Origin of the sequence: Tenacibaculum dicentrarchi, from assembly GCF_964036635.1 — a bacterium.
GTDB lineage: Bacteria > Bacteroidota > Bacteroidia > Flavobacteriales > Flavobacteriaceae > Polaribacter > Polaribacter dicentrarchi.
In genome coordinates this window covers 1,806,267-1,832,301 of record NZ_OZ038524.1, presented here as the reverse complement: position 1 = coordinate 1,832,301, position 26,035 = coordinate 1,806,267, and the positions used below count along the sequence as shown (strand labels likewise).

At 31.5% G+C, this 26,035-nt stretch carries 22 protein-coding genes; 8 read left to right on the top strand and 14 right to left on the bottom strand.

What is annotated here, in order from left to right; translation table 11 throughout:
• Positions 1-5: 5 nt before the first annotated feature.
• Positions 6-1,745 carry an L-lactate permease gene (locus ABNT14_RS07930; protein ID WP_101902772.1) on the bottom strand — a complete coding sequence of 580 codons (1,740 nt, stop codon included), beginning with the start codon at positions 1,743-1,745 and terminating at the stop codon, positions 6-8.
• A 26-nt stretch (positions 1,746-1,771) separates the two neighbouring features.
• Positions 1,772-3,001: a hypothetical protein gene (locus tag ABNT14_RS07925; protein ID WP_101902773.1), complete on the bottom strand. Its 1,230-nt coding sequence runs from the start codon at positions 2,999-3,001 to the stop codon at positions 1,772-1,774.
• 51 nt (positions 3,002-3,052) lie between these two features.
• On the opposite strand from ABNT14_RS07925, the gene ung reads away from it, so the two are divergent.
• A complete protein-coding gene (ung, locus tag ABNT14_RS07920; protein WP_101902798.1) occupies positions 3,053-3,718 on the top strand; it encodes a uracil-DNA glycosylase in 666 nt (221 codons plus the stop codon).
• Here ung and ABNT14_RS07915 read toward each other — a convergent pair.
• The 6 genes from ABNT14_RS07915 to ABNT14_RS07890 all read right to left on the bottom strand — a co-directional run bounded on the left by ABNT14_RS07915 (position 3,708) and on the right by ABNT14_RS07890 (position 10,572).
• On the bottom strand, positions 3,708-4,724 hold the full coding sequence (locus tag ABNT14_RS07915) for a glycosyltransferase family protein (RefSeq protein WP_101902774.1): 1,017 nt from the start codon (positions 4,722-4,724) through the stop codon (positions 3,708-3,710). The two genes, ung and ABNT14_RS07915, sit on opposite strands and share 11 nt — an antisense overlap.
• A 6-nt stretch (positions 4,725-4,730) precedes the next feature.
• Complete coding sequence (locus ABNT14_RS07910; RefSeq protein WP_101902775.1) at positions 4,731-5,600, bottom strand: UDP-2,3-diacylglucosamine diphosphatase; 870 nt, start codon at positions 5,598-5,600, stop codon at positions 4,731-4,733.
• 206 nt (positions 5,601-5,806) lie between these two features.
• The gene (secA, locus tag ABNT14_RS07905; RefSeq protein ID WP_101902776.1) at positions 5,807-9,160 is read right to left on the bottom strand and encodes a preprotein translocase subunit SecA; all 3,354 of its coding nucleotides are present in this window, start codon (positions 9,158-9,160) and stop codon (positions 5,807-5,809) included.
• Positions 9,161-9,288: 128 nt separating this feature from the next.
• Positions 9,289-9,510, bottom strand: coding sequence for a DUF2795 domain-containing protein (locus tag ABNT14_RS07900; protein WP_058885346.1), 222 nt, complete (start codon positions 9,508-9,510; stop codon positions 9,289-9,291).
• Between the two features lie 66 nt (positions 9,511-9,576).
• Positions 9,577-10,149 carry a cob(I)yrinic acid a,c-diamide adenosyltransferase gene (locus ABNT14_RS07895; RefSeq protein ID WP_101902777.1) on the bottom strand — a complete coding sequence of 191 codons (573 nt, stop codon included), beginning with the start codon at positions 10,147-10,149 and terminating at the stop codon, positions 9,577-9,579.
• 15 nt (positions 10,150-10,164) lie between these two features.
• On the bottom strand, positions 10,165-10,572 hold the full coding sequence (locus ABNT14_RS07890) for an acyl-CoA thioesterase (RefSeq protein ID WP_058885344.1): 408 nt from the start codon (positions 10,570-10,572) through the stop codon (positions 10,165-10,167).
• A gap of 181 nt (positions 10,573-10,753) precedes the next feature.
• On the opposite strand from ABNT14_RS07890, the gene dnaA reads away from it, so the two are divergent.
• Complete coding sequence (gene dnaA, locus ABNT14_RS07885) at positions 10,754-12,178, top strand: chromosomal replication initiator protein DnaA (RefSeq protein WP_101902778.1); 1,425 nt, start codon at positions 10,754-10,756, stop codon at positions 12,176-12,178.
• A 55-nt stretch (positions 12,179-12,233) separates the two neighbouring features.
• A complete protein-coding gene (locus ABNT14_RS07880) occupies positions 12,234-12,938 on the top strand; it encodes an SAM-dependent methyltransferase (RefSeq protein ID WP_058885342.1) in 705 nt (234 codons plus the stop codon).
• Between the two features lie 78 nt (positions 12,939-13,016).
• Here ABNT14_RS07880 and ABNT14_RS07875 read toward each other — a convergent pair whose 3' ends face one another.
• The 3 genes from ABNT14_RS07875 to ABNT14_RS07865 form a co-directional block, all read right to left on the bottom strand.
• Entirely contained in the window at positions 13,017-13,502 is a 486-nt protein-coding gene (locus tag ABNT14_RS07875) for a peptidoglycan-binding protein LysM (RefSeq protein ID WP_317042225.1), read from the bottom strand.
• A 295-nt stretch (positions 13,503-13,797) separates the two neighbouring features.
• Complete coding sequence (locus ABNT14_RS07870) at positions 13,798-18,156, bottom strand: collagenase (protein WP_101902780.1); 4,359 nt, start codon at positions 18,154-18,156, stop codon at positions 13,798-13,800.
• Between the two features lie 307 nt (positions 18,157-18,463).
• Positions 18,464-18,679 (bottom strand): helix-turn-helix transcriptional regulator, encoded by a 216-nt coding sequence (locus tag ABNT14_RS07865; RefSeq protein WP_101902781.1) that lies wholly within the window; start codon positions 18,677-18,679, stop codon positions 18,464-18,466.
• 211 nt (positions 18,680-18,890) lie between these two features.
• On the opposite strand from ABNT14_RS07865, the gene ABNT14_RS07860 reads away from it, so the two are divergent.
• From ABNT14_RS07860 to ABNT14_RS07850, 3 genes are all read left to right on the top strand, one after another.
• Entirely contained in the window at positions 18,891-19,184 is a 294-nt protein-coding gene (locus ABNT14_RS07860) for a hypothetical protein (protein ID WP_101902782.1), read from the top strand.
• Positions 19,185-19,244: 60 nt separating this feature from the next.
• The gene (locus tag ABNT14_RS07855; protein WP_101902783.1) at positions 19,245-19,979 is read left to right on the top strand and encodes a GLPGLI family protein; all 735 of its coding nucleotides are present in this window, start codon (positions 19,245-19,247) and stop codon (positions 19,977-19,979) included.
• A gap of 263 nt (positions 19,980-20,242) precedes the next feature.
• A complete protein-coding gene (locus ABNT14_RS07850) occupies positions 20,243-20,515 on the top strand; it encodes a TonB-dependent receptor (RefSeq protein ID WP_214984029.1) in 273 nt (90 codons plus the stop codon).
• 4 nt (positions 20,516-20,519) lie between these two features.
• On the opposite strand, the gene mltG is transcribed toward ABNT14_RS07850, so the two are convergent.
• From mltG to dapF, 3 genes are read right to left on the bottom strand one after another with little or no spacing between them, the layout of a single operon-like run.
• Positions 20,520-21,548, bottom strand: a complete 1,029-nt coding sequence (mltG, locus tag ABNT14_RS07845; RefSeq protein ID WP_101902784.1) for an endolytic transglycosylase MltG — start codon at positions 21,546-21,548, stop codon at positions 20,520-20,522.
• A gap of 29 nt (positions 21,549-21,577) precedes the next feature.
• Complete coding sequence (locus tag ABNT14_RS07840) at positions 21,578-22,114, bottom strand: GNAT family N-acetyltransferase (RefSeq protein ID WP_101902785.1); 537 nt, start codon at positions 22,112-22,114, stop codon at positions 21,578-21,580.
• A gap of 6 nt (positions 22,115-22,120) precedes the next feature.
• Entirely contained in the window at positions 22,121-22,894 is a 774-nt protein-coding gene (gene dapF, locus ABNT14_RS07835) for a diaminopimelate epimerase (RefSeq protein WP_101902786.1), read from the bottom strand.
• Positions 22,895-23,031: 137 nt separating this feature from the next.
• Between dapF and ABNT14_RS07830 the strand changes: the two genes are divergently transcribed.
• The gene (locus tag ABNT14_RS07830; RefSeq protein ID WP_101902787.1) at positions 23,032-24,420 is read left to right on the top strand and encodes a trypsin-like peptidase domain-containing protein; all 1,389 of its coding nucleotides are present in this window, start codon (positions 23,032-23,034) and stop codon (positions 24,418-24,420) included.
• 91 nt (positions 24,421-24,511) lie between these two features.
• Positions 24,512-25,954, top strand: coding sequence for a glyceraldehyde-3-phosphate dehydrogenase (locus tag ABNT14_RS07825; RefSeq protein ID WP_101902788.1), 1,443 nt, complete (start codon positions 24,512-24,514; stop codon positions 25,952-25,954).
• The last annotated feature ends 81 nt before the right edge of the window (positions 25,955-26,035 follow it).

Here is a 26,035-nt window from a genome sequence, read left to right as displayed (position 1 = left end):
AAATATTATTTTACAGTAGGTAGCACAACTAAAGGATCTGTAATTCCTAAAAGGTATATCATGATAACACCTATAGCTCCTGCAAAAATTACGTAATATAATGTAGGGATTATTGTTTTTCTTAAAATATCACCTTCTTTACCTAAAAGCCCAACAGTTGCCGAAGCAGCTACAATATTGTGTATTGCAATCATGTTTCCTGCGGCAGCACCTACAGCTTGTAAGGCTACTAAAATAGCACCTGAAACCCCTAACGACATGGCTGTTGAAAATTGAAATTGAGAAAGCATCATGTTACTTACCGTATTACTCCCTGCAATAAAAGCACCCATCGCTCCAATAGTAGGGGCAAATATAGGATATACTTTTCCTACATTATCGGCAACAAATTCTGCCATGGCAATTGGCATACTAGCAATATTTAAATCGTTAACTCCTGAGTTAATTAAAATTCGAACCATCGGAACTGTAAATACTAAAACAAACCCTGCGCTAATTAAAGTTTTGGTCGATTCTCCAATAGCACTCGATAATTGTTTTGGTTTCATACCGTGTATAAAATAGGTTAAAATAACCACCAAAACCATAATTCCTCCAGGTAAATATAAAGGAGAGAAACTTCCATTAATACCTTCTTGATTTAAAATATTTTTAAAATTGATGTTGATATATTTTAAAACACTACCAATTCCTAATTCAGGGATTCTACTTAAAACTAAAAGTATAGCAACTAATAAATAAGGAATCCATGCTTTTGTTAAAGACATTTTAGATGCTTTAATATCTTGGGTTAAAGTATCTACTTTATTTTGTAAGTTTCCTAACCATTCGGCAGGCCATAAAGAACTTTCAGGAAAATCCCACGGTTTTTTTGGTGTTAAAAAATTGTTTTTAGCTGCAAAAACTACAATTGGTAAACCAACTAAAGCACCAATAATAGATGGGAATTCAGCTCCTAAATAAACACCTGTTAAAGCGTAAGGAATGGTAAATGCCAATCCTGATAAAATAGCGAAAGGTAAAATTTCAAGCCCTTCTTTCCACGATTTGTTTTTTCCAAAAAAGCGGGTCATCATAACACACATAAATAACGGAATAAATGTTCCTACAATGGCATGTGTAATGGCTACTTCTGAAATAATAGTTTGTAAAAAAATATCCCAAGAACTTCCGTTTTCGGCTAATTGCTGTCCTATTGTTTGATGATCTAAACCACCTTTAACACCAATTAAAACAGGTGTTCCTACTGCTCCAAAAGAAACAGGCGTACTTTGAATCATCATTCCAATAGTTATGGCCGCCATTGCAGGAAACCCTAAACCTACTAAAAGCGGTGCGCATATTGCCGCAGGAGTTCCAAAACCTGAAGCACCTTCTATAAAACAGCCAAATAACCAAGCAATGATAATTACTTGAATTCGTCTGTCGGGGCTTACGTTAATAAAACCTTCTCGAATAGCTTTTATGGCGCCTGAGTTTTTAAGAGTGTTTAAAAGTAAAATAGCACCGAAAACAATCCAAAGGATAGAGGCGGTGTAAATTAAACCCTGTAAGGTTGATGCAAAAATTCTTTCTACAGGAACTTGCCATGCAAATAAAGCGATTAATGCCACTAAAAGATAAATAATAGGCATGGTTTTTTTTGCAGACCAACGCAGACCAACTAATAAAATAGCAGAGACTAAAATTGGTGAAAAGGCTAATAATGCTTGTATAAAAATGCTGTCTTTGATAAAATCACCCATATATTAATGTTGTTTTATGTTTTTAATTAAAATAAAATTTGCGCCTGAAGTGTTACTAAATTAGTAGTTGTATTGGCAAAGTTATTATCTTTTTGATACTCGATAGAAAGCTTCGAATTATGCCCGCTTAAAAAAACATTTGCACCTATTTTCGTCGAATTATATTCGGTATTTTGCAAAGCATCGGCAGTTCTGTACGAATGTGCTACAAATGGCTGTACCCTAAATTTATTGTTTTTACTAGGGATTAAATAACCAACATGCCCATAAACCATGTTTCCAGAAGCATAAGGACCAAAATTATAGTTGCTACCGTAATCGTTATTTTGATATTGCGCATAAGCAGATATCGCGCCATTATAAAGTGGTGCGTCATAGTAAGCATCTACTGAAAAAATGTTAACATCATGCCCAATATTGCTATTCGCCGCATTTTTAGAAACAACTCCATTAGGGTGTGCAAAAAATCCTGCACCGATATTAAATACTTTTTTTGTCCCAAGATAAGTTCCTGTCATGTATGGAAGCAACGATTTTTCTTGGTCAAGAAAATTATAGTCAAAATACCCCGAAAAAGTTTTACCGGCATCTCTTGAACCTAATACTTTATTGCCTTGATATCTGATGGAATTTGCGACTAATTCGGCTTTATCTAAGGTAGAAATATTGGCTTCGTTAACACTAAAACGATAGTTAACCCTGTCAAAAGAACCTTTAATAAAAACACCTAATTGCCTAGCAAACTGATCGGAAAGACCAACGGTAGCCCATGATGAACGGTTGTTCGATAAGGTAACCATATTGGTTGACGATTGATTGTTTAGCCTTGAAATTCCGTTGTAATAATGAAGCCCACCACCTAAGTATAAATGTTCTCCAAATAGTTTGTACTGAAGGTAGGCATCATGAAGAAATAATTGAGATGATTCGCCTTTTCCAACAGGGCTTAATCTCTTATTGTTAAGTGAGTTAAGCCCTAGGTGAAACAGTACTAGAAAATCTTTGTTAATTTGTGAAAACGCAATTAATCGAGCCCTTCGTAATTGAAAAGAGGTTTTAGAAACATCACTAGGTACGTCATTATTGTATTTGGCTTGAACTTGTAAGAAGCTGATAAATCGTAAATATTTATCGCCTTTTTGGTCAAATTTAATTTTAAATCCTCCTTTATAATCTGGAGATATTTGCCCGAAACTAATTCCTATTGAAAGTAGTAGTAAGGCTATTGTAGCCTTGTTTTTTTTTATTTTTAACATATTTGTAAAAATAACATTTTTTTATAATATTTGAAAGAAATTCAAGAGATTATGAATGATACAATACTACCCATTGATTGGAAAAATGTTTTAAAGCTAGAATTCGAAAAAACATATTTTAAAGGTTTATCTAATTTTATTGATAAAGAATTTAATGAAAATACTTGTTATCCTAAAAAAGAAAATATTTTCTCAGCATTTAATTATTGTTCTTTTGATGATTTAAAAGTGGTTATTATTGGTCAAGACCCATATCATGGAGTTGGTCAGGCAAACGGTTTATCTTTTTCTGTAAACGATGGTATAAAGCATCCGCCATCATTAGTAAATATTTTTAAAGAAATTGAAACAGATTTACAAGTTTCATATCCTATTTCTGGCGATTTATCTCGTTGGGCAAAACAAGGAGTTTTATTATTAAATGCAACTTTAACAGTTAGAGAAGGCGAGGCAGGAAGTCATCAAAAACAAGGCTGGGAACAATTTACTGATGCCGTTATTCAAAAAATATCCGAAGAAAAAACAGGCGTAGTATTTTTACTTTGGGGTAAATTTGCCGAAAAAAAAGGAAGTGTTATCGATACTCAAAAACATACCATTTTTAAAGCACCGCATCCATCACCATTAGGTGCTTGGCGAGGTTGGTTTGGTAGTAAGCACTTTTCAAAAACCAATGAATTTTTGAAAAGTGAAAACTTAAAACCGATTAAATGGTAGCTGTTACAGGTAAAATAGTTTGATTATAATAAGGTGAAATAATAGTATCTAAAATATCTTCAGTTACATCAGGATAATTAACTTTAATATTTTGTTTAGTATCAACCCAAGTAATAATTTTAGAAAGTTGTTTTTTATTGAAAGTTTTCAAAACAGGTATCCCCATTTTTTTTAAAGAAAGTGCATTACATTGTTGTTCATATTGGTTTTTCATAGGGATTACCAATAGCTTTTTTTGAAGAAATAAAGTTTCGGCAGGGGTTTCAAACCCAGCACCACACATAACTCCTTTACAAGAACTGATGCTTTTAATAAAACTATCACCATTTATTGGTTTGATAATAATATTTTTTTTAATAATATTTTTTTTGGTGTGTTTAGAGAAAACTTCCCATTTAATATTTTCAATTTTAGAAAGTACTTTTATTATTTTTTTATCACCATAAGCAGGTAAGTAAACAGTGTAATGTCCTTTATTGGTAATAGGTGTATTTCTTATTTTTTTACGAATTATTGGTGTAAAAATATCAGAAGAATATGCTTTAAAGTGAAAACCAAATTTTGTTTTTATAGGAGCATAGTATTTCAAAATTAAACGTTCAAAACGTAATGTTCCAAATTTTGGTGAGCTTTTATCTGAAACAGCACTTTGATGACTTAATGATATAATATTGCTTTTTTTTATTTTTGATGCCCAAGCAGTAATCGGTTCAAAATCATTAATAATTAAATCATATTCATCTAAAGGAACATTTTTAATTTCTTTAAATAAATTTTTAATTTTAGCTTTTTTTATGGTTTCCCAAATATCAATTCCTCCTTTTTTTCCAAAGATAAAACTCAGCCCATAATATTTGTATTTTACTTCAAAAGGGAGTGCTAATTCACTTTGATATCCACTAATTAATATATCAACATCAGCTCTTTGTTTTAGGTAAGGTATAATTTCAATAGCTCTACTTGCGTGTCCGTTTCCTGTGCCTTGAAAAGCATATAATATTTTCATAAGAGTTTAGTTTTTTATATTAAATTCGTGTAAAAGGTCTTCAAAAAGTTTACTATTACTACTTTCTGCTGTTATAAATTCTTCATTATTTTCAATAACTTCATTGTTAATTTTTTGAGCTATTTCATCTTTTTCATATTCGTATAACGACCATTTTTTATTTGTGTATTCTAAGGCTGTTAGGTTTTCAACCCAATCACCAGAGTTTAAGTAGGTAGTTTCTCCGCTTTCATTTCTAATTATTTTCATTTCAGGTTGATGTATATGACCGCATACTACATAATCATATCCATTAGAAATAGCAATATCAGAAGCGGTAGTTTCAAAATTATTGATAAATTTCACAGCCCCTTTAACACTGTTTTTTATCTTTTTAGAAAAAGATAATTTTCCGTAACCTAGTTTTTGACTAAACCAGTTTACAGCAATATTTATCAGAATTAAAGTATCATAACCAATACTACCAAGTTTTGCTAACCATTTAGAGTGTTGCATGGTTACATCAAAAACATCACCATGAAAAAACCAACCTTTTTTACCATCAATATTTAATATTACTTTATTTACAATTTCAAAATTACCAAGACTAAAACCTTTGAATTTACGAAGCATTTCATCGTGATTACCAGTTATGTAATATACTTTAGTATTTGAGGTAATGTAAGACATTAGTTGCTTTATTATTTTCATATGAGATTTAGGAAAATAACTTTTCTTAAACTGCCAAATATCAATAATATCGCCATTTAAAATTAAAATTTTTGGTTCTACAGATTTTAAATAACTATGAAGTTCTTTAGCTTTACATCCATAAGTACCTAAGTGAACATCAGAAATAACAACAATATCTAATTTTCGTTTCTTGTTTTTTATCATTTTAAAAAGTATCCTAATGTATTTATACAAACATACTTTTCAAATGTGTTTTAATCTTAAGCAAATTGTGAAGTATTCGCAGTCAAATCTTTAAACAAAGGTAAACGCTGTGTATTATTAATGTAAATATTTAGAATGTAAAAAAGACGTAAAAACATGGTTTTAGCCAAGTATTTACGTCTTTTAAAGTGTGTATTAAAGGTTATTTATTTTTGATAAACCACCCATTTCCCTGATTCTAATAAAGGGATTGCTTGTTTGTATTTTAATTCTTTTTCTTCGCCAGACATCACATTTTTGATGGTAACTTTTTCGTTACGCCCAACCTTTGGCTCTTCACGAACAATTGTTTCAACAACTTGTTGTTCTTGAGTTTGCTGATTACGAGCATTACTCATGGCTTGTTGCGAAGAGTTTTGAACCTCGTCTTTATGGGTGTCAAATTGCTGAATTTCTTGTTGTTCAGGAGCTTCCGATACCTGATCGGCGTCTTGGCTTGGCAAATGTCCTTTAAATAAGAAAGATAAGACTTCTTTATTAATGACATCAACAGTAGCTTGAAATAATTCAAAAGCTTCAAATTTGTACACTAATAAAGGATCTTTCTGTTCGTAGGTTGCATTTTGAACGGTTTGTTTTAATTCGTCCATTTTACGTAAATGATCTTTCCAGTTTTCATCAATAATAGATAACGTGATGTTCTTTTCAAAGTCGTTTACTAATGATTTTCCTTCCGATTCATAAGCTTGTTTTAAATTGGTAACTACCTGTACTGTTTTAGCGCCGTCGGTAAAAGGAACTACAATACGTTCATAGCGATCTCCTTCGGTTTCAAAAACATTTTTAATAACAGGAAAAGCAGTATGTGCATGTCTTTCGGTATCATTTTTATAATGAGCAGAAACAATAACGTATAATTTATCTGTTAATTCTTCTTCTGTGAATTTTTTAAATTCATCTTCAGTAAAAGGTGAAGTCATTGCAGAGAAACGAATTAATTCAAACTCAAAGTTTTTATAATTATTACTCGCTTTATTTTGCTTTACAATTGAATTACAAGTATCATAAATCATATTTGCAATGTCAATTTGTAAACGCTGACCATCTAAGGCATGACGACGACGTTTGTAAATAAACTCACGTTGTGCGTTCATAATATCATCATACTCTAATAAACGCTTACGAATACCAAAATTGTTTTCTTCAACTTTCTTTTGCGCTCTTTCAATAGATTTTGAAATCATAGAATGTTGAATTACTTCCCCATCTTTTAATCCCATTCTGTCCATCATTTTGGCAATTCTGTCAGAACCAAATAAACGCATTAAATTGTCATCTAAAGCAACATAAAATTGTGACGAACCAACATCTCCCTGACGACCCGCACGCCCACGTAACTGACGGTCAACACGACGAGAATCATGACGTTCTGTACCAACAATAGCTAAACCACCATTATCTTTTACTTCTTTCGATAATTTAATATCGGTACCACGACCTGCCATATTTGTAGCAATGGTTACAATCCCAGGTTTTCCAGCTTCAGCAACAACATCAGCTTCACGTTTGTGTAATTTTGCATTTAATATATTATGCGGAATTTTACGCATTTGTAACATTCTACCTAATAATTCTGATATTTCTACGGATGTTGTTCCAATAAGTACTGGACGACCTGCGTTCGATAGTTTTACAACATCTTCAATAACAGCATTGTATTTTTCACGAGTAGTTTTGTAAACTAAATCGTCTTTATCATCTCTTTGGATAGGTCTGTTGGTAGGGATTTCAACAACATCTAATTTATAAATTTCCCAAAATTCACCCGATTCTGTAATCGCCGTACCTGTCATTCCAGATAATTTGCGATACATTCTAAAGTAATTTTGTAAAGTAACCGTTGCAAAAGTTTGCGTAGCATCTTCAATGTTTACGTTTTCTTTTGCTTCTAATGCTTGGTGTAATCCATCTGAGTAACGACGCCCGTCCATAATACGACCTGTTTGCTCATCAACAATCATTACTTTGTTGTCCATAACCACATATTCCACATCTTTTTCAAAAACAGTATATGCTTTTAAAAGTTGATTCATAGTATGAATACGCTCACTTTTTACGCTAAAATCACGGTATAATTCTTCTTTTTTGTTTGCTTTATCTTCAGGGCTATCTTGACTATTGTCTATTTGACCAACAATAACACTAATATCTGGTAAAACGAAAAAGGTATTATTTTGTGTTTTTTCTGATAAAAGATTAATTCCTTTATCAGTTAAATCAATTTGATTATTTTTTTCTTCAACAGTAAACCATAATTCGTTATCTACCTCAGGCATTAACTTATTATTGTCTTGCATATAAAAGTTTTCTGTTTTTTGAAGAATTTGTTTAACTCCTTCAGTAGATAAAAACTTAATTAATGCTTTGTTTTTAGGAAGACCTCTGTAAACTCTAAATAATAAGAAACCACCTTCTTTTTCATCACCAGCTTTTAATAATTTTTTAGCTTCTGCTAAAACTCCTACTAAATATTTGTTTTGTAGAGAAACTAAATCAGCAACTAAAGGTTTTAATTCGTTAAATTCATGACGGTCTCCTTGTGCTACAGGACCTGAAATAATTAAAGGTGTACGAGCATCATCAATTAAAACAGAATCTACTTCATCAATAATAGCATAATTTGGCGCTCTTTGAACTAAATCATCTTTTGATGAAGCCATGTTATCACGTAAATAATCGAAACCAAATTCATTATTTGTTCCGTAGGTAATATCGGCGTTATAAGCATTTCTACGTTCTTCTGAATTTGGCTGATGAAAATCAACACAGTCAGTAGATAATCCGTGGAATTCAAAAATTGGAGCCATCCAAGCTCTATCACGTTTTGCTAAATAGTCGTTTACAGTTACTACGTGTACTCCGTTACCAGTTAAGGCGTTTAAGTAAACAGGTAGAGTAGATACTAAGGTTTTCCCTTCACCAGTCATCATTTCGGCAATTTTACCTTGATGTAAAACAGAACCACCAATTAATTGTACGTCATAATGTACCATGTCCCAGGCAACTTCTTTACCAGCGGCATCCCATGAACTAGCCCAGTTTGCTTTGTCATTATCTAAAGTAACATGTGCTCTTGTAGCAGATAATTCTCTATCGAAAGCAGATGCGGTAACTTCAATAGCATCATTTTCGGTAAAACGTTTTGCCGTTTCTTTAACTAAAGCAAAAGCTTCCGGCATAATTTCTAGTAAAACAGCTTCCGATTTTTCGTATGCTTGGTCTTTTAGCTTGTCAATTTGAGAATATATTTCTTCTTGACGGTCAATATCAGCAGTTAAAGCTTCTTTTTCTAGAGTAGCGATTGTATCTGTAAAAGATTTTGTTGCTTCTTTAATTTTTGATTTAAATTCGATAGTCTTTGTTCGCAACCCATCGTTGGATAAACTATTGAATGATTTTTCAAAGTATTGTACTTTCTGAACAATTGGTTGTAAAAGTTTTAAGTCTTTTTGTTGTTTATCACCAACAAAAATTTTAAGAATCGAATTTAAAACGCTCATTTTTAAAATATTATTAGGTAGCTTTTTAACGTTTGGTTAATAGAGCTAGTTATATGTTTATATTTAAAGTAGGTATTAGTATGTAAAAAAAAAACCTCTTAATAGAGGCTTTTTTTGGGTCGGTATTCTTAGTATTCCTCTTCGTTCCAAAGATAATCTTCTTCGGTCGGATAGTCAGGCCAAATTTCAATTATTGAGTCGTAAGAATCACCTTCGTCTTCAATATCTTGTAAGTTTTCAACCACTTCTAAAGGCGCTCCGGTACGAATAGCATAATCAATTAATTCGTCTTTCGTTGCAGGCCAAGGTGCATCTGCTAAATAAGAAGCTAGTTCAAGTGTCCAATACATTTTTTATCTGTTTAAGTAAGATTATCACAAACATAAATTTTTATTTGTAATAAGCCAAGTGTTTTTTTATAGTTTTTCAGGAGTCCATTTAACCTCCGTGATGTTTAAATTTTGGTTCAATTTTCGTGCCACTACAAATAAATAGTCAGAAAGTCGGTTTAAATAACGTAAAATATTGCTATCAACTGTTTCCTGAGCGTTTAAAGCTACCACAAAACGTTCCGCTCTACGACAAACACAGCGAGCTATATGACAAAATGACACAGTTTCGTGCCCGCCAGGCAATATGAAATGAGTCATTTGTGGTAAATGAGTATTCATGGTATCAATTTCATCTTCTAAAAAAGCAATAGAAGTATCTGTTATTTTATAAATATTTAAGCGCTCTTTACCATTTTTTAAGGTTTCTTTTTCAGGGGGTGTGGCAAGCATTGCGCCTAGGGTAAATAAATCGCCTTGAATTTTAAGCAAGCTTTTTTTGATGGTTTTATCGGTTGTCTTATCGCCAATTAAGCCGATATAAGAATTTAATTCGTCAACCGTTCCGTAGCTTTCAATACGCAAATGGTGTTTAGGTACACGTGTTCCTCCAAATAAAGCTGTGCTGCCTTTGTCGCCAGTTTTAGTGTATATTTTCATAAATAGTAGTGGTTTTTATGTGGTTTGTAAACTTAATGCTTCTAAAATATAGTCAGGGCAGCGCATTGGTTTTTTTGTTTTCATATTGATAAAAGCCAAAACAGTACTTCCTGTGCAAATTAATTGCTTGTTTTGATTGGTAATTTCATATTCAAATTCAATTTTAACAGCGGGTGTTTTTTTAATACTTGTTGTAATAATTAATTCGTCGTCATACAGTGCCGATTTTTTAAAATTACACAATAATGAAATAACAGGTAACATAACGCCATTCTCTTCCATAAATTTATAAGTAACTCCTGAAGAGCGTAATAGTTCGGTACGACCTATTTCAAAATACTGTGCATAATTACCATAATATACAACGCCCATCTGATCTGTTTCGGCATAACGAACACGAACTGTGGTTTTATTTTTTTTCAAAGTGTGTTTTGTTTTAAATTTACACGAACGTTACGTATAAAATAATTAAGAAGCAATAGGTACTGAATTTTTTTATCCTAAATTTTATTCACATTTTTGCACTCTCGTACCAAGGCGAAATCCTCTTAGCCCTTACAAAAGAATAAAAATTAACAACTAAAATTGTTTTTAACCCAAATAAATGACTAAAACTGCTGATTCAGTTTGGAAGGAATGCTTATCTTTTATAAAAGATAACATTAAACACCAAGCATATAAAACTTGGTTTGAGCCAATTAAACCTGTTAAATTAGCTGAAGAAGCTCTTACAGTTCAAGTGCCTAGTAAATTTTTTTACGAATGGCTAGAAGAGCATTATATTAAGTTATTAAGAGTTGCTTTGGTTAAAGAATTAGGGGCCGATGCTAGGTTAATTTATGATGTACGTTTAGAAAACACCTATAGTAGTAACAGTCCTCAAATAGTTAAAATACCGAGTTCAAATCGGAAAGCGGTAAAATCGCCGAAAACTACTGTACCGACAGAGTCTAAAAGAGAGTTGAAAAATCCTTTTGTGATTCCTGGTTTACAAAAAGTTAAAATAGAGTCGCAATTAAACCCAAACTATAATTTTATTAATTATATAGAAGGTGATGCTAACAGATTAGCTCGTTCGGCGGGTATGGCAGTAGCAAATAAACCTGGAGGAACGTCGTTTAACCCCTTATTGGTTTACGGTCCTGTTGGGTTAGGAAAAACACATTTAGTACAAGCAATTGGGGTTGAGGTAAAAGATAAATATCCTGATAAAACCGTTTTATATATTTCTTCGGAAAAATTTACCCAGCAATTTATTGATTCGGTAAAGTCGAACACTAGAAATGACTTTATTCATTTTTATGAAATGGTCGATGTATTAATTATTGATGATATTCAGTTTCTATCTGGTAAAACAGGTACACAAGAAGTATTTTTTCATATTTTTAATCATTTGCATCAAAATGGAAAACAGGTAATTTTAACTTCGGATAAAGCCCCTGTAGATATGCAAGATATTGAATTGCGTTTATTGTCTCGTTTTAAATGGGGATTATCAGCCGAATTACAAGCACCTTCTTTTGAAACTCGTGTTTCAATACTTCATAATAAATTGTATCAAGATGGTGTTGAAATGCCTGAAGATGTAATTGAATATATCGCCAAAAATGTAAAGGCGAATGTTCGTGAATTAGAAGGGGTTATTATTTCTATGATTGCCCAAGCATCATTTAATAAAAGAGATTTTACTGTTAGCTTAGCAAGGGAAATTGTCGATAAATTTGTAAAAACAACCCAGCGAGAAATTTCAATTGATTATATTCAAAGAGTTGTAGCTAAATATTTTGATATGGATGTAGCTATGTTACAGTCTAAAACACGTAAAAGACACATTGTTCAGGCGCGTCAATTAGCCATGTTTTTTGCAAAGCGTTTAACAAAGTTATCATTAGCGAGTATTGGAAGTCAAATAGGTAAAAGAGACCATGCTACGGTATTACACGCCTGTAAAACTGTTGATAATTTAACAGAAACAGATAAGAAATTTAAAAAATACGTAGAGGAATTAACCGCTAAATTAACTTTTTAATAAAGCGATTCAGGTTAAAATATTTCTTCAAAATAGGCAATTTAAAAAAGACAAAATGAAAGGTAAATTATATTTAATACCAACAACATTAGGAGATACAGAGCCTTTAGAGGTAATGCCGATTTCTGTTAAAAAAGTAATAGAGCATCTTGATTTTTTTATTGTAGAAAATGAAAAATCAGCAAGAGGGTTTATTAAAAAGATTACGCCTAATAAATCGCAACCTTCTTTAGAGTTATTATTGTTAGACAAATATTCGAATGATATTGAAACACAAAATTATTTAGATGTTTGTGAAAAAGGTATTTCTATTGGATTATTATCAGATGCGGGTGTTCCTGCGGTTGCCGATCCGGGTGCAATGATTGTAAAATTAGCACACGAAAAAGGCATTCAGGTAGTACCTTTAGTTGGTCCTTCATCTATTTTAATGGCAATGATGGGTTCAGGAATGAATGGTCAGAGCTTTGCTTTTAATGGGTATTTACCTATTGATAAATCAGATAGAAAACGTGCAATTAAAGATTTAGAAAAGCTTTCTAGTGTTAAAAATCAATCACAAATTTTTATAGAAACGCCGTATCGAAATGAAAAAATGTTAGATGATTTAAGAAATGTTTTATCGGCAGATACACGTGTTTGTGTTGCCTGCGATATTACACTTCCTTCAGAGTATATAAAAACCTTTACCGTTAAAGAATGGAAGCATATAAAAACAGATTTGCATAAACGCCCAACTATTTTTATTATTCATAAATAGTAAGGTATAAATTATATATAAAAAAGACAGCTATTAAAGCTGTCTTTTTTAGTTGATATAGATTTTTGTAAGATGATGTTAAACACTAGCCTTTTTATTGGCGTTAATAGTTGATACATCATAGCCTGCAAATTTTTTGATATAAGATTTAATAGAGGTTCCAAAGGCATCTTTAAATTGAAAATGACCATTTGATCGTAAATATTTTTTAACGTTACCAGCCCCACCTAAATGCGCTGCTGCTAAAATACCAGATTCGGTAATTTTAGTACCGTTTATGGTTTTTCCAACACTTCGTTTAATATCTTTTCTTAAAATCCATTTATTTACTTTACAGTAAGCGACAAATGCTTTTTCTTGTAATTCAGGTGTTTTAAGAAAATTCGTAGTATTGTAAATTTGAAATCTTTTTAAGGTTGATTTTCCAAATTGGTATTTACCTAAGTAGCCCAATTTATTTACAACTCTGTATTTTCCTTGCGATTCTTTAAAAGCTACTGCTTCTTTAAAACCAACAAAGTTTCTTAATAAAAAAGGAACGTTAATTTCTTTAATAGAAGGCACGATTCTTTTTGGTATGTTTGTTGTTTTTTCGTTTTCAAATTTCGGGCTTGTAAAACTAGCTAGTAGTGCAAATCCTATAAATGTAAATCCTAAATACTTGATAATTAGTTATCTTTCTATTTTGCGGTTGCAAATGTACATTAATTTCACGAAACTAAAACTAAATTTTTTGTTATATTATTTATCGTGTTTTTTATATGGAAACAGCAAATGAGTGTTTTATAAAATAAAAACAGGCTGCTAAAAGCAACCTGTTTTGTATTTGTAATAAAAAATAATGTTTGTATTAAGTTTATTATAAAACTATTTTTTTATTGATAGTTCCTAATTCTGAAATTATTTTTACTAAATAAACCCCTGCAGCTGCTTTTGGTAAAGTAACAGTTGCTGTATTTTTTGAAATAATATCTGTTGAAAATATTTGTTTTCCTTGTATCGAATAGATAATTACACTCGCTTTTTTAGCTTGTAAACCATTAACTGTTAGTGTTGTTTTAGATGATTTGTAAACAGTTAACTCGCTAAAATTAGCAGGTGTTTGAATACTAGCATCTAATTCTTTAGAGCTTGTATGAAGGTAAAACTGCCCAACTTGGCTCGCATCAGTTGTTAAGGTTACGGTATAATTTTCTTTACCTAAATTGGTAAATGTATTGTTTTGTTTATCTTCTAAATAAATACTTATATTTTCAGGTAAATTCATTGATTCTGCTGAAAAAACCATCTTTTTTCCTGCCTTAGCCTTTAATCCGATAGGGACGATAGTGTTTTCTAAATCGTTTATAGGTAACGATTGAACCGCATAATTTTTACCGTTAGTATTACTTACTAATTGTGAGTAAAGGGCGTAATTAGTAGTTGTTCCTCCAAAAACAGAACCGTCATAACCATTATCAAAACCTTTGGTAACACCATTAAGGTAGTATAATTTAGTAGATTTTACCGTATTATTTTGATTTTCACGAACACTTAAATTGATTTGAGTTTTTGCCTGTCGTTGAAAAGTTGCTGATTGATGACTTTGATTTTCTTTGCTAAAAGTTACTTGAGTATTGGCATTAGCACTTACAAAAAATCCTTGTCCTGGTGCTATTTGATAATTTGCATCAGCAGCACCTAATTTTAAATCATAGCTATTGGTGTTTTGATTCCAAAGCCAAATAGTAGCTTCTGATAAAACAGTTCCTGTAGCGTTGTCTTTAAAGAAATCACCAAGTTTTACATACGAAGTATAAGGGTTTCCGATTAAATTAAAACTATTTGCACCTTTTGTGATACTATAATTAACGGCTGTTGAATTGATACTTCCTGTAAAAACTAAATTAGCAGCATTTTTTAACTTAACAGAATATCCCTGTCCAGAAGTAATATTTCCTTTGCTTGTGTTTGATAAATAATTCCAAGCTGTTCCGTTATTTTTATAAGGAGCAAGCCCAATATTAGTTCCTGTTCCTGAAGCAAAAGTATTATTCTGATTTAATCTTTCAATAGTTTCATATTTTAAAGGCGATGCAACTAAATACCAATTGTCTGTAGGTAAATTTCTCGTATAAGTAACCGTTCCTGTTAATGCGGCATTGGCAATTAAAGTTGCTCCTGAAGCAATTGTAAGCGTTTTTACTTCGGTCGCTGTTGAAATTACAGGGTAGTTTGTTAATCCTGCAGGAATAATTACATCGTCATAATTTGTTGGAACAGTATTTGTATCCCAATTTTTAGCTTCTGCAAAATCGGTATTTGTACTTCCTGTCCAAGTAATTGTAGTTGCTTCAACACCTACAATTACTGAATAATCTTCAACTTCACCAAAATAAGTATCATTTCCACAAGCGAAAACTTCTTTATCATACCCGTAACGTACTCGCATTCTTGTAGCCCCTAAACTCGCATTTGAAGGTACTGTTACACTTCCTATTTTAAAGGCACCTCTATGTGCAAAAATTTCTTCTTTTTCATCATCAAAATCACCATCTTGATTCCAGTCAATCCAAGCTTTTATACTATTTTTTTCCCAAGTAGAAATTTCTGTTTTAATGGCAATAGAATATGTTTTGTTTAAATTTACTTCTGCGGCATATGATGTATAATCAGAATACCTTTCATCATTATAAATAAGATCTTCATGGTCTAAATTACTGAATTTAACCCTTTGTATTCCAGTTCCTTTTGAATCAAAACTTGTACTGCAATAAGTAGTGCTACTTTTAGCATGAACTTTTATAAAATTATTTTTGGTTCTTATATTGTTACCACTTTTTGCACTTTTAACAGTTAAGGTTACCGCATGAGTTCCTGGAGTATCATAAACTACCGTAGGGTTTTTTTCAGTACTTGTACTAGGTGTTCCTCCAGGAAAAGACCAGGTATATGAATTGATATATCCTGTAGATTCATTGGTAAATTGAATAGTTCCGCCAACAATTGTTGATGGTAAATTGCTTGAAAAATCAGCAATAGGAGCATCGCTTACAGTGGCATCTCTTAAAGAACCTGTAATAACAAAGGTTGCATTAGAACCTGATACCTCTTTGTAATATCCGCCGATATAATCAAAATTATTAACTGTTGGGCTTGATTTTAATTGGGTCATTAAATCGTTTAATTCTGTTTCAAACTGCCCAGAATTTAAACTTCCTGTTACTTTAAATCGTCTAATCGAAGTAGAGGCGTCTAAGGTTACAGTAACATCTTTTGCCGTAATTGCTTCAAATTCGGTTTCAATATCAGCAATATTTCCTACGACAAAAAAGTCATCAACTTCCCAGGGGGTACGAACTTCCCACCAATTATTTTCATCAATAACTACGTTATTTAAGTAAGCTAAAAAATTTCTTTCTAATTGCCAGCTTGATTCTAATCGATTAATTTCAGTATCAAAAGCAGTAATATCATCGGCTCTAACAAGGTTGATAAGTTTTCTAGCAGTATTGATATCATTTTTAAACCAATATGACCATAACATATTTCCATATCTATAAAATTTAAAACCACCAGCATAACTAGCGTTTAAAACTTCCTTTACAGTCATATACTCACTAGCACCTTCGTTTTTTACATTAGAACCTTGGCTTTCTCTAATTCTAACACCGTCATTATCGGTACTACCTGCAAAATGTTCAGCCATCCCTTCTTCAAACCAAATTAAACGTCCATCTTTATAAAATTCAGTTGAACCCCAAAAACCGTTTGCAATATAGCGCCCTTGTAAATAATGTACATATTCATGTCTGAATAGTTCCTCTAAGCTAAAAGTACTTTCTGCAAAAGTTCTTTGGTAGGTGTAAAAAGTAGCACCTCTTTCAATGTACATTCCACCGTTATTGGTCGCTAAGCCGTTTAAAATTGTTTGCCAGTCATGATAATCTTTCATCGTACCGTACACCACCATATTTAAGTTTAAATTAGGGTCACCAGTAACAGGTTCATCTGTGGCTAAGGCTCTAAAAAACTGTGTTTGTACTTGTTTCGAAGCGTAGTATAATTCTTGAACTGTTTTATAGTCTAACGGAGTTCTTACTTTTAAGCGTCCATCGTCAAAGGTAAAGGTATTAGGAAAAAGCATTGCTTCAACTTCGGCTGTTATGTCGTCCATATTTACACATAAGTTGTATTTCGCACAATTTCCTGATTCATTGATAGATTTTATTGATTTGTACCAGTTAGGCGTTAATCGCTCATAACTTTGTGCAATTTCAGCAATAAAAGGCTCTGTTTGATCTTTTAAAACATCTGAACTATCAGCAGTTCTGGTCATTTCTCCAATGGCGTTATTTACCATTAAAGCTAAATCGTCATTTTCAGTTCTTAATTCTTTATCCGTAGCTAAATTTGACAATAATTGTAAAAATTCAGGATCATTATTAAGCGATGCTTCATAAGCAACATCTACAGGTTGCATCCCTCTAAACATTAAAAAGAATATTCTGTTGTATGCAGTAATATATTTTGTTAGCATTTGTTGGTCGTTAACAACAGCTCGCCAGTTGTCTTTTTCAGTTAAATTACGGATGGCTGTTTTGATAACATCTAACACAAAATCTTTATCTCTTAAACCATCGTAATCACACATTATTAAAAATTCATCTAAAACACCTAAACCGTATTCTGTGGTATCCCATAAACGAGCGTTTGTAGAAAGGTATTTAACGGCAAGTTTATAGGCACTTTTAGCCTCTGTATTTAGTGTTACTTCTGTTTGAAAAAATTCATGATAACTTGCACAGTGTAAGTAGGTAACTAAACCAAACATCCCACTTGATTCTGTACCATCATAAGAGGCTGACATATTATATACAGCATCGGCAACTGCTTTTATATTGGTACTAGAAAATAAAGATCCACCGTATTGACCGTAGTCAAAAAGGGGTCTTAAATTGGTATCGTAATCGGTGGTTTCTTTTAGTTTAGCAACTAAGTTTGCGCCGCTATAAGATGCCCAACCAACAAATGTATCAGGAGAATTTGCTCTAGCCATTTTATTTGAGCTAGTATGTTTGCTATGATCTTTATGATTATATCCTTTAGTACATGCGACTGTTTCTTTTACTTTTGATGTAGGAAGTGCAGGTGCTGCCTGTTGGCTAAACCCGTAAGAATAGCACAATACTAGTAGGGCTAAAAATTTTTTTTGAAGATTTTTTTTAGAAGAAATCATAAATTGAAAGGTATTTTAAAGAGTATTGATAAAAGGTATTTTATTTTGATGTAAATTTAGTTTTAATATAATATTAACATTAGTACAATATTAGCTATATGTAATATTAAATTGTTTTTTTGCTATAAAAACGCAATAAAAACAGCTTATTTTGATTGATTGTTAATAAAATAGCGTTTAGTTTTAGGATTTTAATATTTTTTTAAAATAAAACACCCTGAAATGACTTAAAGCATTTCAGGGTGTTTTGGGTATATGTAATTTTTATTTAATGTTTTGCTAACGTATAATTTGCGTTTGCAATTTTTTAGAAAAAAGATGAAGGTTCAATATCTAGTACTTTACAAATATTTAAAAAGCGATATAAATCTAACTTAGCTTTTCCTGTTTCTAGCTTGTAATACGCATTTTGACTCAGCCCAATTTTTTCTCCAAAGTCCCATTGAGATAAGCCTGTTTTTAAGCGTTCTTTTTTTAATTTATTTAAAATTAAACTCATTTTAGTTTCTATTGAGCTTTTCATGTTTTTTTTATTTTAATTCAAAGTAAAGGTATTATTATTAGAATAGCTTTTCCGATTAAGGGTTAACCCTTAATCGGAAAAGGAGTTAGATTATTCAGTTATAATGATTCTAATTAAATAGCTTTGTGGCACATTGCAATGTAGTCAGCAATCTTATGGTTGAATATAAATAATTCATAAGTTAAGTAAATATTTTATTAAATTTTAAATTATGAAAAAAGTATTGTTAACAGCACTATTTTTAGGTGCTTTTGTATCAGCGAATGCTGTAGGTTTAGAAAAAATAGATGATAAAAACATTAAATTATCTAAAACATTAAATTTTATTGAAAAAGAGACTAAAACTACTTTATTTGTTAGTTATAATGACATTAGTGGAGACTGTAGTATTCTTATTAAGAATAATAAAACAGGGCAAACGGTATTTAAAAAGGTGCTAAAGACAGAAACGGCGAAAGATTGTCGAAAACTACTGTCTGATTTATTAAATAAATTAGATAAATAATAATTAACGCTAGAGATTTTACATGTTAAAAAGATGTAAAATCTCTTTTATAATAAAAAAATGAAATTTATATTACTATTATTTATACCTCTACTGGGGTTTTCACAACAAAATAAGATAACTATCGAGTATGATTTTTACGATAATTATAGGTATCAAGAAACAATAGGAGTATTAAACTGTGATAATGAAACAGCTATATTTAAAACTTTTTTAGACAGATTAAATACCGGTGGGAAATCAGCATCAAATTCATCAGGTGAAATTACTATTGGTGGCGATAGAATTGATATTTATAGAGTAACCAATAAAAAAAACAATACACTTATTAGCTATGATATTAGAAAAGATGATATCTATGAAATAACTGAAGAGGTTCCAAAAATGGATTGGAAAATAGCACATACAGAAACAAAAAAAATTGCAAATTATAATTGTAGTAAAGCTACAGTTAGTTTTAGGGGAAGAAATTATACTGCTTGGTACACGATACAATTACCTTTTTCTTTTGGTCCATGGAAATTTAATGGATTGCCAGGTTTAATCTTAGAAATATCTGATATAACAAATACTTTTAAATGGAGGGCAAGTAAAATTAAATACCCTACAAATACAATTTTAAAAGTACCCTATGAAAAAGGGTATTATTCTTTCGGTAAAGTTAAACAAGGAGATTATTTATTAATATTTTCTTCGTTGGCTTATAAAAAATTAATAGTTGATGTACTTGTTGATAAAACACAAGAAAGGATAGCTAAAAATGTTATTCTTCAAGACAATAAAATAACATTATAGGAATTACAGCAAATGCCGACTATTATTTTACGTTTATTAACTCAATTTTAAAACTAAAAACAGGCTATGTTAAAAGTGACTATAAAAACACTATTAACAATGCTCGTTTAAGAGAGATAATAACAAAAAATTATAATTACGGTTTCGAGTTGCGCTCGAGTTTTAGAGGTTTGTTTAATTATCACTTAGGAACAACATGGAAAAATATTCAGATAAAAACTATAAAGAATAATTCGTTTCTAGATACTATAAGCTTTGTCGATATGTTCTTTATATTTAACGATATATTTAATTCTAAAATAAAATTATCGAATTATTCCTTTGGAAACTTAAAAGTAAACAACAACTATACTTTTCTAGATTTTCAAAGCACTTATACCGTGCTTAAAGATAAATTAACACTAAATTTAGTAGCGAAAAATTTATTGAATAAGAAACAATTTATAAATTCGAATATAAGCGATATCGGAAGCTCAACAACAGCTTATAATTTATTACCAAGAACTATATTAATAGGCTTGGAATATCGATTTTAAAAAACTACCTATTTATTCCTCGTTTACTAATCCAACGTTGATATTTAAACGCATTTCTGTTGTGTTGCGCTAATGAATTTGCAAAATCATGAAAACCAATTTTTGTAACACTCGCACACATATAATAGTAATTATGTTTTTTGTAATTTAAAACCGCATCAATCGCCGAAACATCAGGCATCGCAATTAAAGTAGGCGGTAAGCCCGTATTTTTATACGTATTATAAGCCGATTCAATTTCTAAATCTTTAGTTAAAACACGTTTTACGACAAAATCGTCTCCTTTTAGCTGTTTGATGCAATAAATTATCGTAGGATCGGCTTGTAATGGCCAACCATCTCTTAACCTGTTTAAATACAACCCAGCCACAATTGGGCGTTCACTTTTTTGCGCAGTTTCTTTTTGAACTATTGATGCCAAGGTACTCACTTCTTTTTTTGATAAGTTTAATTTTTTCGCTTTTTCTAATCTTGATGAGTTCCAAAAACGCTTGTATTCACGCAATATTTTATTGCGAAATTTTTCAGCAGATGTATTCCAATAAAATTCATAGCTGTTAGGAATGTACATTGCTAAGGCATTTTTTTGATTAAAATTATTTTCTGATAAAAAAGTAGCATCTGTCATTGCGTTTACTAAAGAAACCGAGTCAGCTTCAATTTGTTGGGCAATTCTTCCAGCTAATTTTTCTAAGGAATCTTGGTTGTTAAAAGACAGTTTTATCGGTGTTTGATTTCCGCTTCTAAGTAAATTTACAAGATTGTTTAAATTCATGCCTTTTTTCAGCTGATATTTTCCACCTTTAGGTTTTGTAAACTTTTTGATGTTGGCAACCCAAATAAAATGTTGAGGTTTGGCAATATAAGTAGCAAGCTGTTTTTTTACATCTTCAAAAGTATCGGTATTTTTTATATAAATAGCCCCATTTTTAGTAATTGCTTTTGCGTAAATTTTCTGATAAAGATTAAAACCAATAAATCCACCGATTAAAAATATCGAGGCGATAATTCCGTATATTATTTTTTTTTTCATAGTTGTTTTTGATAAAATTATTTCTGAAATTATATATGAATTAATTGAAATAAAATTTCGTCTTTATAAGTTCCGTTAGTAAAAATCCACTCTTTTTTGATGCCGATTTGTTTAAAATTATGTTTTGTAAACAGCCGAATACTATTTTTGTTATCCGCAGTAATATTTGCATATAATTGATGCAATTGCAAATGTGTAAAACAATAGTTTATTAATAGTTTTAGTGCTTCAAAGGCAAGTCCTTTTTTTTGATACTTCGGATGAATTAAAATACCGACACCCGCTCTTTTATGCTGCGGATTAAAATCAAAAAGATCAATCATTCCGATAGCTTCTTTTTTATCTTCACTTTTAGTACTTACTTCAATAACCAACCGCAATTGCTTTGCCTGATAAATATCTAAATGTGCATTTTCGAGATATTGTTTTAAAATAAATCGTGAAAATGGCGCTTGTGTGTGGCTAACTTCCCAAAAAGACTCGTTGTTTTCTATAGCAAAAAGAAAGGCTAAATCTTCGGGTTCGATGGCTCTTAAATTTAGAACATCGCCTTTTAAAGTTGTCATTTTAAATTAAATTTTAATTGCTCCTTTAAAAACCAATTCGGCTTTTCCTTTTAAGAAAATATCGGTATAATTTCCGTCTTTTTCATTAAAACTAACTTCTAATAAACCACCTTGAACAGGTAAGCTAATTATATTATCTGTAGTTTTTTTGGTAGCGTGCATAGCAATGGCAACAGCCGTAACACCTGTTCCGCAAGCTAAGGTTTCATCTTCTACACCTTTTTCGTAGGTTCGAACTCTAAAAGTATTCTTGTTTATTTGCTGTACAAAATTTACGTTAGTTCCTTGAGCTCCGTAGTCGTTATATCTGATTTTTTTACCATTTTCAAAAACAGGGTAATTGTCTAAATTATCGACTAACTCAACATGATGTTGCGTACCAGTATTGGCAAAAACAGCATGTTGTTTGATAATAATTTCATTTACATTTATCATCTGTAAAGAAACGATACCGTTATTTATTTGGGCATAATGTTCGCCATCAAAAGCGGTAAAAGTTGTTTCTGTATCAATAATACCTAATTCTTTGGCAAAAGCGACTGCACAGCGTCCGCCATTTCCACACATGGTTTGGCTTGCATCGGCATTAAAATAAAACATTTTAAAATCGGTGATAGCATCATTTTCTAGAAGAATAACACCATCGGCACCAACACCAAAATGTCGATGACATAGTTTGCTAATTAATTTTGCATCGTTTTTAGGGAAATTCTCGTTTCGATTATCGATAATAACAAAATCGTTTCCTGTTCCTTGGTATTTGTAAAATTGTAAATTCATAGAAAGCAAATATACATATTTTATCAACTAAATAGAAGTGTTAAATACAGGTTAAACTCCGTTAAAATGACGTTAAACAGATTTGTTGCAGTTGTTTAAATCTTATCTTTGGTATAAACATTATACGCATAAAAAAGATGATAAAAACACTTAAAACCTTAGGGATAGCAGTAATAGGCGGTGTAATAACACTTGCAGGCTATAAAATAGTACTTGAACAGCAGTTAATAAATACTGCCGAAAATAAAATTGAAAATCAAGCAGAAGCTTTACAAACAACGCCTGTAAATTATATGCCAACAGTGGTTAATTCAATAGCAGCTCCAACCGATTTTACTCAGGCAGCATCAAAAACGGTACATGCTGTGGTGCATGTTAAAAATACGGCGGTAAGAACACAACGCAATCCGTATGCGCAACTTTTTGGAAGAAATGAAACACAAAAATATCAGCAAGTAGGAACGGGTAGCGGGGTTATTATTTCGCCAGATGGCTATATTATTACCAATAATCATGTAATAGCAGGTGCTACAGATATTGAAATTACCCTAAATAATCGAAAAAAATTAAAAGCAGTTTTAATTGGTGCCGATAAAAGCAATGACATCGCCTTGCTAAAAGTTGAAACGGATGAAGCGTTACCTAATTTAGCTTTCGGAAATTCCGATAATGCCAAAATAGGCGAGTGGGTTTTAGCCGTTGGTAATCCATATAATTTAACATCGACTGTAACGGCAGGAATTGTAAGCGCCAAAGGGCGTGATTTAGACGGAAATAAAAATATTGAAGCTTTTATTCAAACCGATGCGGCTGTAAACCCAGGAAATAGTGGAGGAGCTTTGGTAAACACTCGTGGTGAATTAATTGGAATTAATACGGCAATTTCATCAAAAACAGGTTCTTTTATAGGGTATTCGTTTGCTGTACCTTCTAATATTGCTAAAAAGGTGGTAGATGATTTATTAGAATTCGGAATTGTACAACAGGCAATATTAGGCATCAGTATTGATGCAACTGTTAAAGATATTGAAGGCGTAAAAATAGGCGCAATTACAAATAATAGTGAGGCTAAAAAAGCAGGTTTGCAACAGGGCGATATTATCACCAAAGTAAATGCTGTTAAAATAGCGAAGTTTTCTGATTTAAAAGGACAATTAACGGCAAAACGACCAGGGGAATATGTGAGTGTAACCGTACTTAGAAATGACAAGGTTTTAACTAAAAATGTAAAATTAGGTAAAAAAGATACTTTTACATCGCTTTCTTTTGGGGTGCAGCTAAAGGATTTAACATCCGAAGAAAAAAAGAAATACAAGCTAAAAAGTGGGGCGAAAATAACAAGGACAAATAATAAAGGATTTCAATATTATAAAGTAGGCGAAGGGTATATTTTAACAAAAATAAACGGAAAAGAGGTGCAGGGAGCTTCGCAGGCGGTTTCAATATTAGATACCTATACAGGCGAAGCGCAAATGTATTTAGAGTTATTAAGCCCTAGTGGAAAAATTGAACGCTATCGTTTTTAAAAGATGTTTTTATTTTATAAAACCCTAAGTAAGCCATTTGAAATTCTTATTTTTGTAGGAAATTTTTTTAAAATTTAGTTAACACACAACTATGTCAACAATAACAAATTACGAAAAAGAAGTAGTAGATCAAGCGCAAGTAAGACGTGCTACCGTTGAATTTATTAATATCGTGAACGATTTATGGTACGATAAATCAATCGAATTAGTTTTATTTAGAAATCCTTTAGTAGATAAAAGAGCGAGTGAGGTTTTAAACTTAATCGACTATGCTAAAGAGTTTGTAGCAAAGCCAATTTCAATTAACGATGCTCTAGAAATAGCAAAAGCAATACAAAATATTGAATTACCAGCATCAAAATTAGATATCGGTAAATTAGCGTACGAATATCATTTACAAGATGATGCGACTACTGATAAATTATCTTTTGTAAAAAATAAATTAAAAGATGCAACAAAAGCATCAGAAATTGCACCAAAGGATGTTGTTTTATACGGTTTTGGACGTATCGGACGTTTATTAGCACGTGAGTTAATGAGCAAAATGGGTAAAGGTTCTCAGTTAAGATTAAGAGCTGTTGTTACTCGTGGCGAAATTAACGAAGCAGTTTTACAAAAAAGAGCGTCGTTATTAAGTATCGATTCTGTTCACGGAGATTTCTTAGGAACTGTTGAGGTAGATACCGATAACAATGCCTTAATTATCAATGGAACTACCGTATATATGATTTCTGCTGGGAAACCAGAAGATATCGATTATACTGCTTACGGAATTAACGATGCCTTAATTATTGATAACACAGGAGCGTTTAAAGATAAAGAAGCATTAAGCCGTCATTTAACTCCAAAAGGAGCTAGTAAGGTATTATTAACTGCACCAGGAAAAGGAATTCCTAATATTGTTCACGGTGTAAATCACGAAGAAAATAATCCTGATGTTGTTGATATTTTCTCAGCAGCTTCATGTACTACCAATGCAATTACACCTGTTTTAAAAGTTTTAGAAGATAACTTCGGAATTAAAAAAGGACACTTAGAAACGATTCATGCGTATACGAATGATCAGAACTTAGTAGATAATATGCACGGTAAATACCGTAGAGGTAGAGCAGCAGCTTTAAACATGGTAATTACTGAAACAGGTGCAGGAAAAGCAGTTGCAAAAGCATTACCAGCTTTAGAAGGTAAATTAACTTCGAACGCAATTCGTGTACCAGTTCCTAATGGTTCGTTAGCTATTTTAAACTTACAATTAAATACTACAACAACTGTTGATGCGGTAAATGCTATTATGAAGCAATATGCTTTAGAGGGTAATTTAGTAGAGCAAATTCAATATTCAATGAATAACGAATTAGTTTCTTCGGATATTGTTGGAACTACAGCTCCTTCAATTTTTGATAGTAAAGCAACCATCGCTGATGGCGATACAATTGTTATCTATGTATGGTACGATAACGAATACGGATATTCGCACCAAGTAATGCGTTTAGCAAAACATATTGCTAAAGTTCGTAGATTTACTTATTATTAATGGTTTATATTAATAAATAATAAAAAAACCGAAACTTTTGTTTCGGTTTTTTAGTTTAAAATACTCTTGTAAATATACTTT

What these genes read in the sequence shown, in the direction of transcription:
- ABNT14_RS07930 (WP_101902772.1), bottom strand. Translation starts at nt 1,745, where the DNA reads ATGGGTGATTTTATCAAAGACAGCATTTTTATACAAGCATTATTAGCC.
- ABNT14_RS07925 (WP_101902773.1), bottom strand. Translation starts at nt 3,001, where the DNA reads ATGTTAAAAATAAAAAAAAACAAGGCTACAATAGCCTTACTACTACTT.
- ung (WP_101902798.1), top strand. Translation starts at nt 3,053, where the DNA reads ATGAATGATACAATACTACCCATTGATTGGAAAAATGTTTTAAAGCTA.
- ABNT14_RS07915 (WP_101902774.1), bottom strand. Translation starts at nt 4,724, where the DNA reads ATGAAAATATTATATGCTTTTCAAGGCACAGGAAACGGACACGCAAGT.
- ABNT14_RS07910 (WP_101902775.1), bottom strand. Translation starts at nt 5,600, where the DNA reads ATGATAAAAAACAAGAAACGAAAATTAGATATTGTTGTTATTTCTGAT.
- secA (WP_101902776.1), bottom strand. Translation starts at nt 9,160, where the DNA reads ATGAGCGTTTTAAATTCGATTCTTAAAATTTTTGTTGGTGATAAACAA.
- ABNT14_RS07900 (WP_058885346.1), bottom strand. Translation starts at nt 9,510, where the DNA reads ATGTATTGGACACTTGAACTAGCTTCTTATTTAGCAGATGCACCTTGG.
- ABNT14_RS07895 (WP_101902777.1), bottom strand. Translation starts at nt 10,149, where the DNA reads ATGAAAATATACACTAAAACTGGCGACAAAGGCAGCACAGCTTTATTT.
- dnaA (WP_101902778.1), top strand. Translation starts at nt 10,754, where the DNA reads ATGACTAAAACTGCTGATTCAGTTTGGAAGGAATGCTTATCTTTTATA.
- ABNT14_RS07880 (WP_058885342.1), top strand. Translation starts at nt 12,234, where the DNA reads ATGAAAGGTAAATTATATTTAATACCAACAACATTAGGAGATACAGAG.
- ABNT14_RS07870 (WP_101902780.1), bottom strand. Translation starts at nt 18,156, where the DNA reads ATGATTTCTTCTAAAAAAAATCTTCAAAAAAAATTTTTAGCCCTACTA.
- ABNT14_RS07865 (WP_101902781.1), bottom strand. Translation starts at nt 18,679, where the DNA reads ATGAAAAGCTCAATAGAAACTAAAATGAGTTTAATTTTAAATAAATTA.
- ABNT14_RS07860 (WP_101902782.1), top strand. Translation starts at nt 18,891, where the DNA reads ATGAAAAAAGTATTGTTAACAGCACTATTTTTAGGTGCTTTTGTATCA.
- ABNT14_RS07855 (WP_101902783.1), top strand. Translation starts at nt 19,245, where the DNA reads ATGAAATTTATATTACTATTATTTATACCTCTACTGGGGTTTTCACAA.
- ABNT14_RS07850 (WP_214984029.1), top strand. Translation starts at nt 20,243, where the DNA reads ATGTTCTTTATATTTAACGATATATTTAATTCTAAAATAAAATTATCG.
- mltG (WP_101902784.1), bottom strand. Translation starts at nt 21,548, where the DNA reads ATGAAAAAAAAAATAATATACGGAATTATCGCCTCGATATTTTTAATC.
- ABNT14_RS07840 (WP_101902785.1), bottom strand. Translation starts at nt 22,114, where the DNA reads ATGACAACTTTAAAAGGCGATGTTCTAAATTTAAGAGCCATCGAACCC.
- dapF (WP_101902786.1), bottom strand. Translation starts at nt 22,894, where the DNA reads ATGAATTTACAATTTTACAAATACCAAGGAACAGGAAACGATTTTGTT.
- ABNT14_RS07830 (WP_101902787.1), top strand. Translation starts at nt 23,032, where the DNA reads ATGATAAAAACACTTAAAACCTTAGGGATAGCAGTAATAGGCGGTGTA.
- ABNT14_RS07825 (WP_101902788.1), top strand. Translation starts at nt 24,512, where the DNA reads ATGTCAACAATAACAAATTACGAAAAAGAAGTAGTAGATCAAGCGCAA.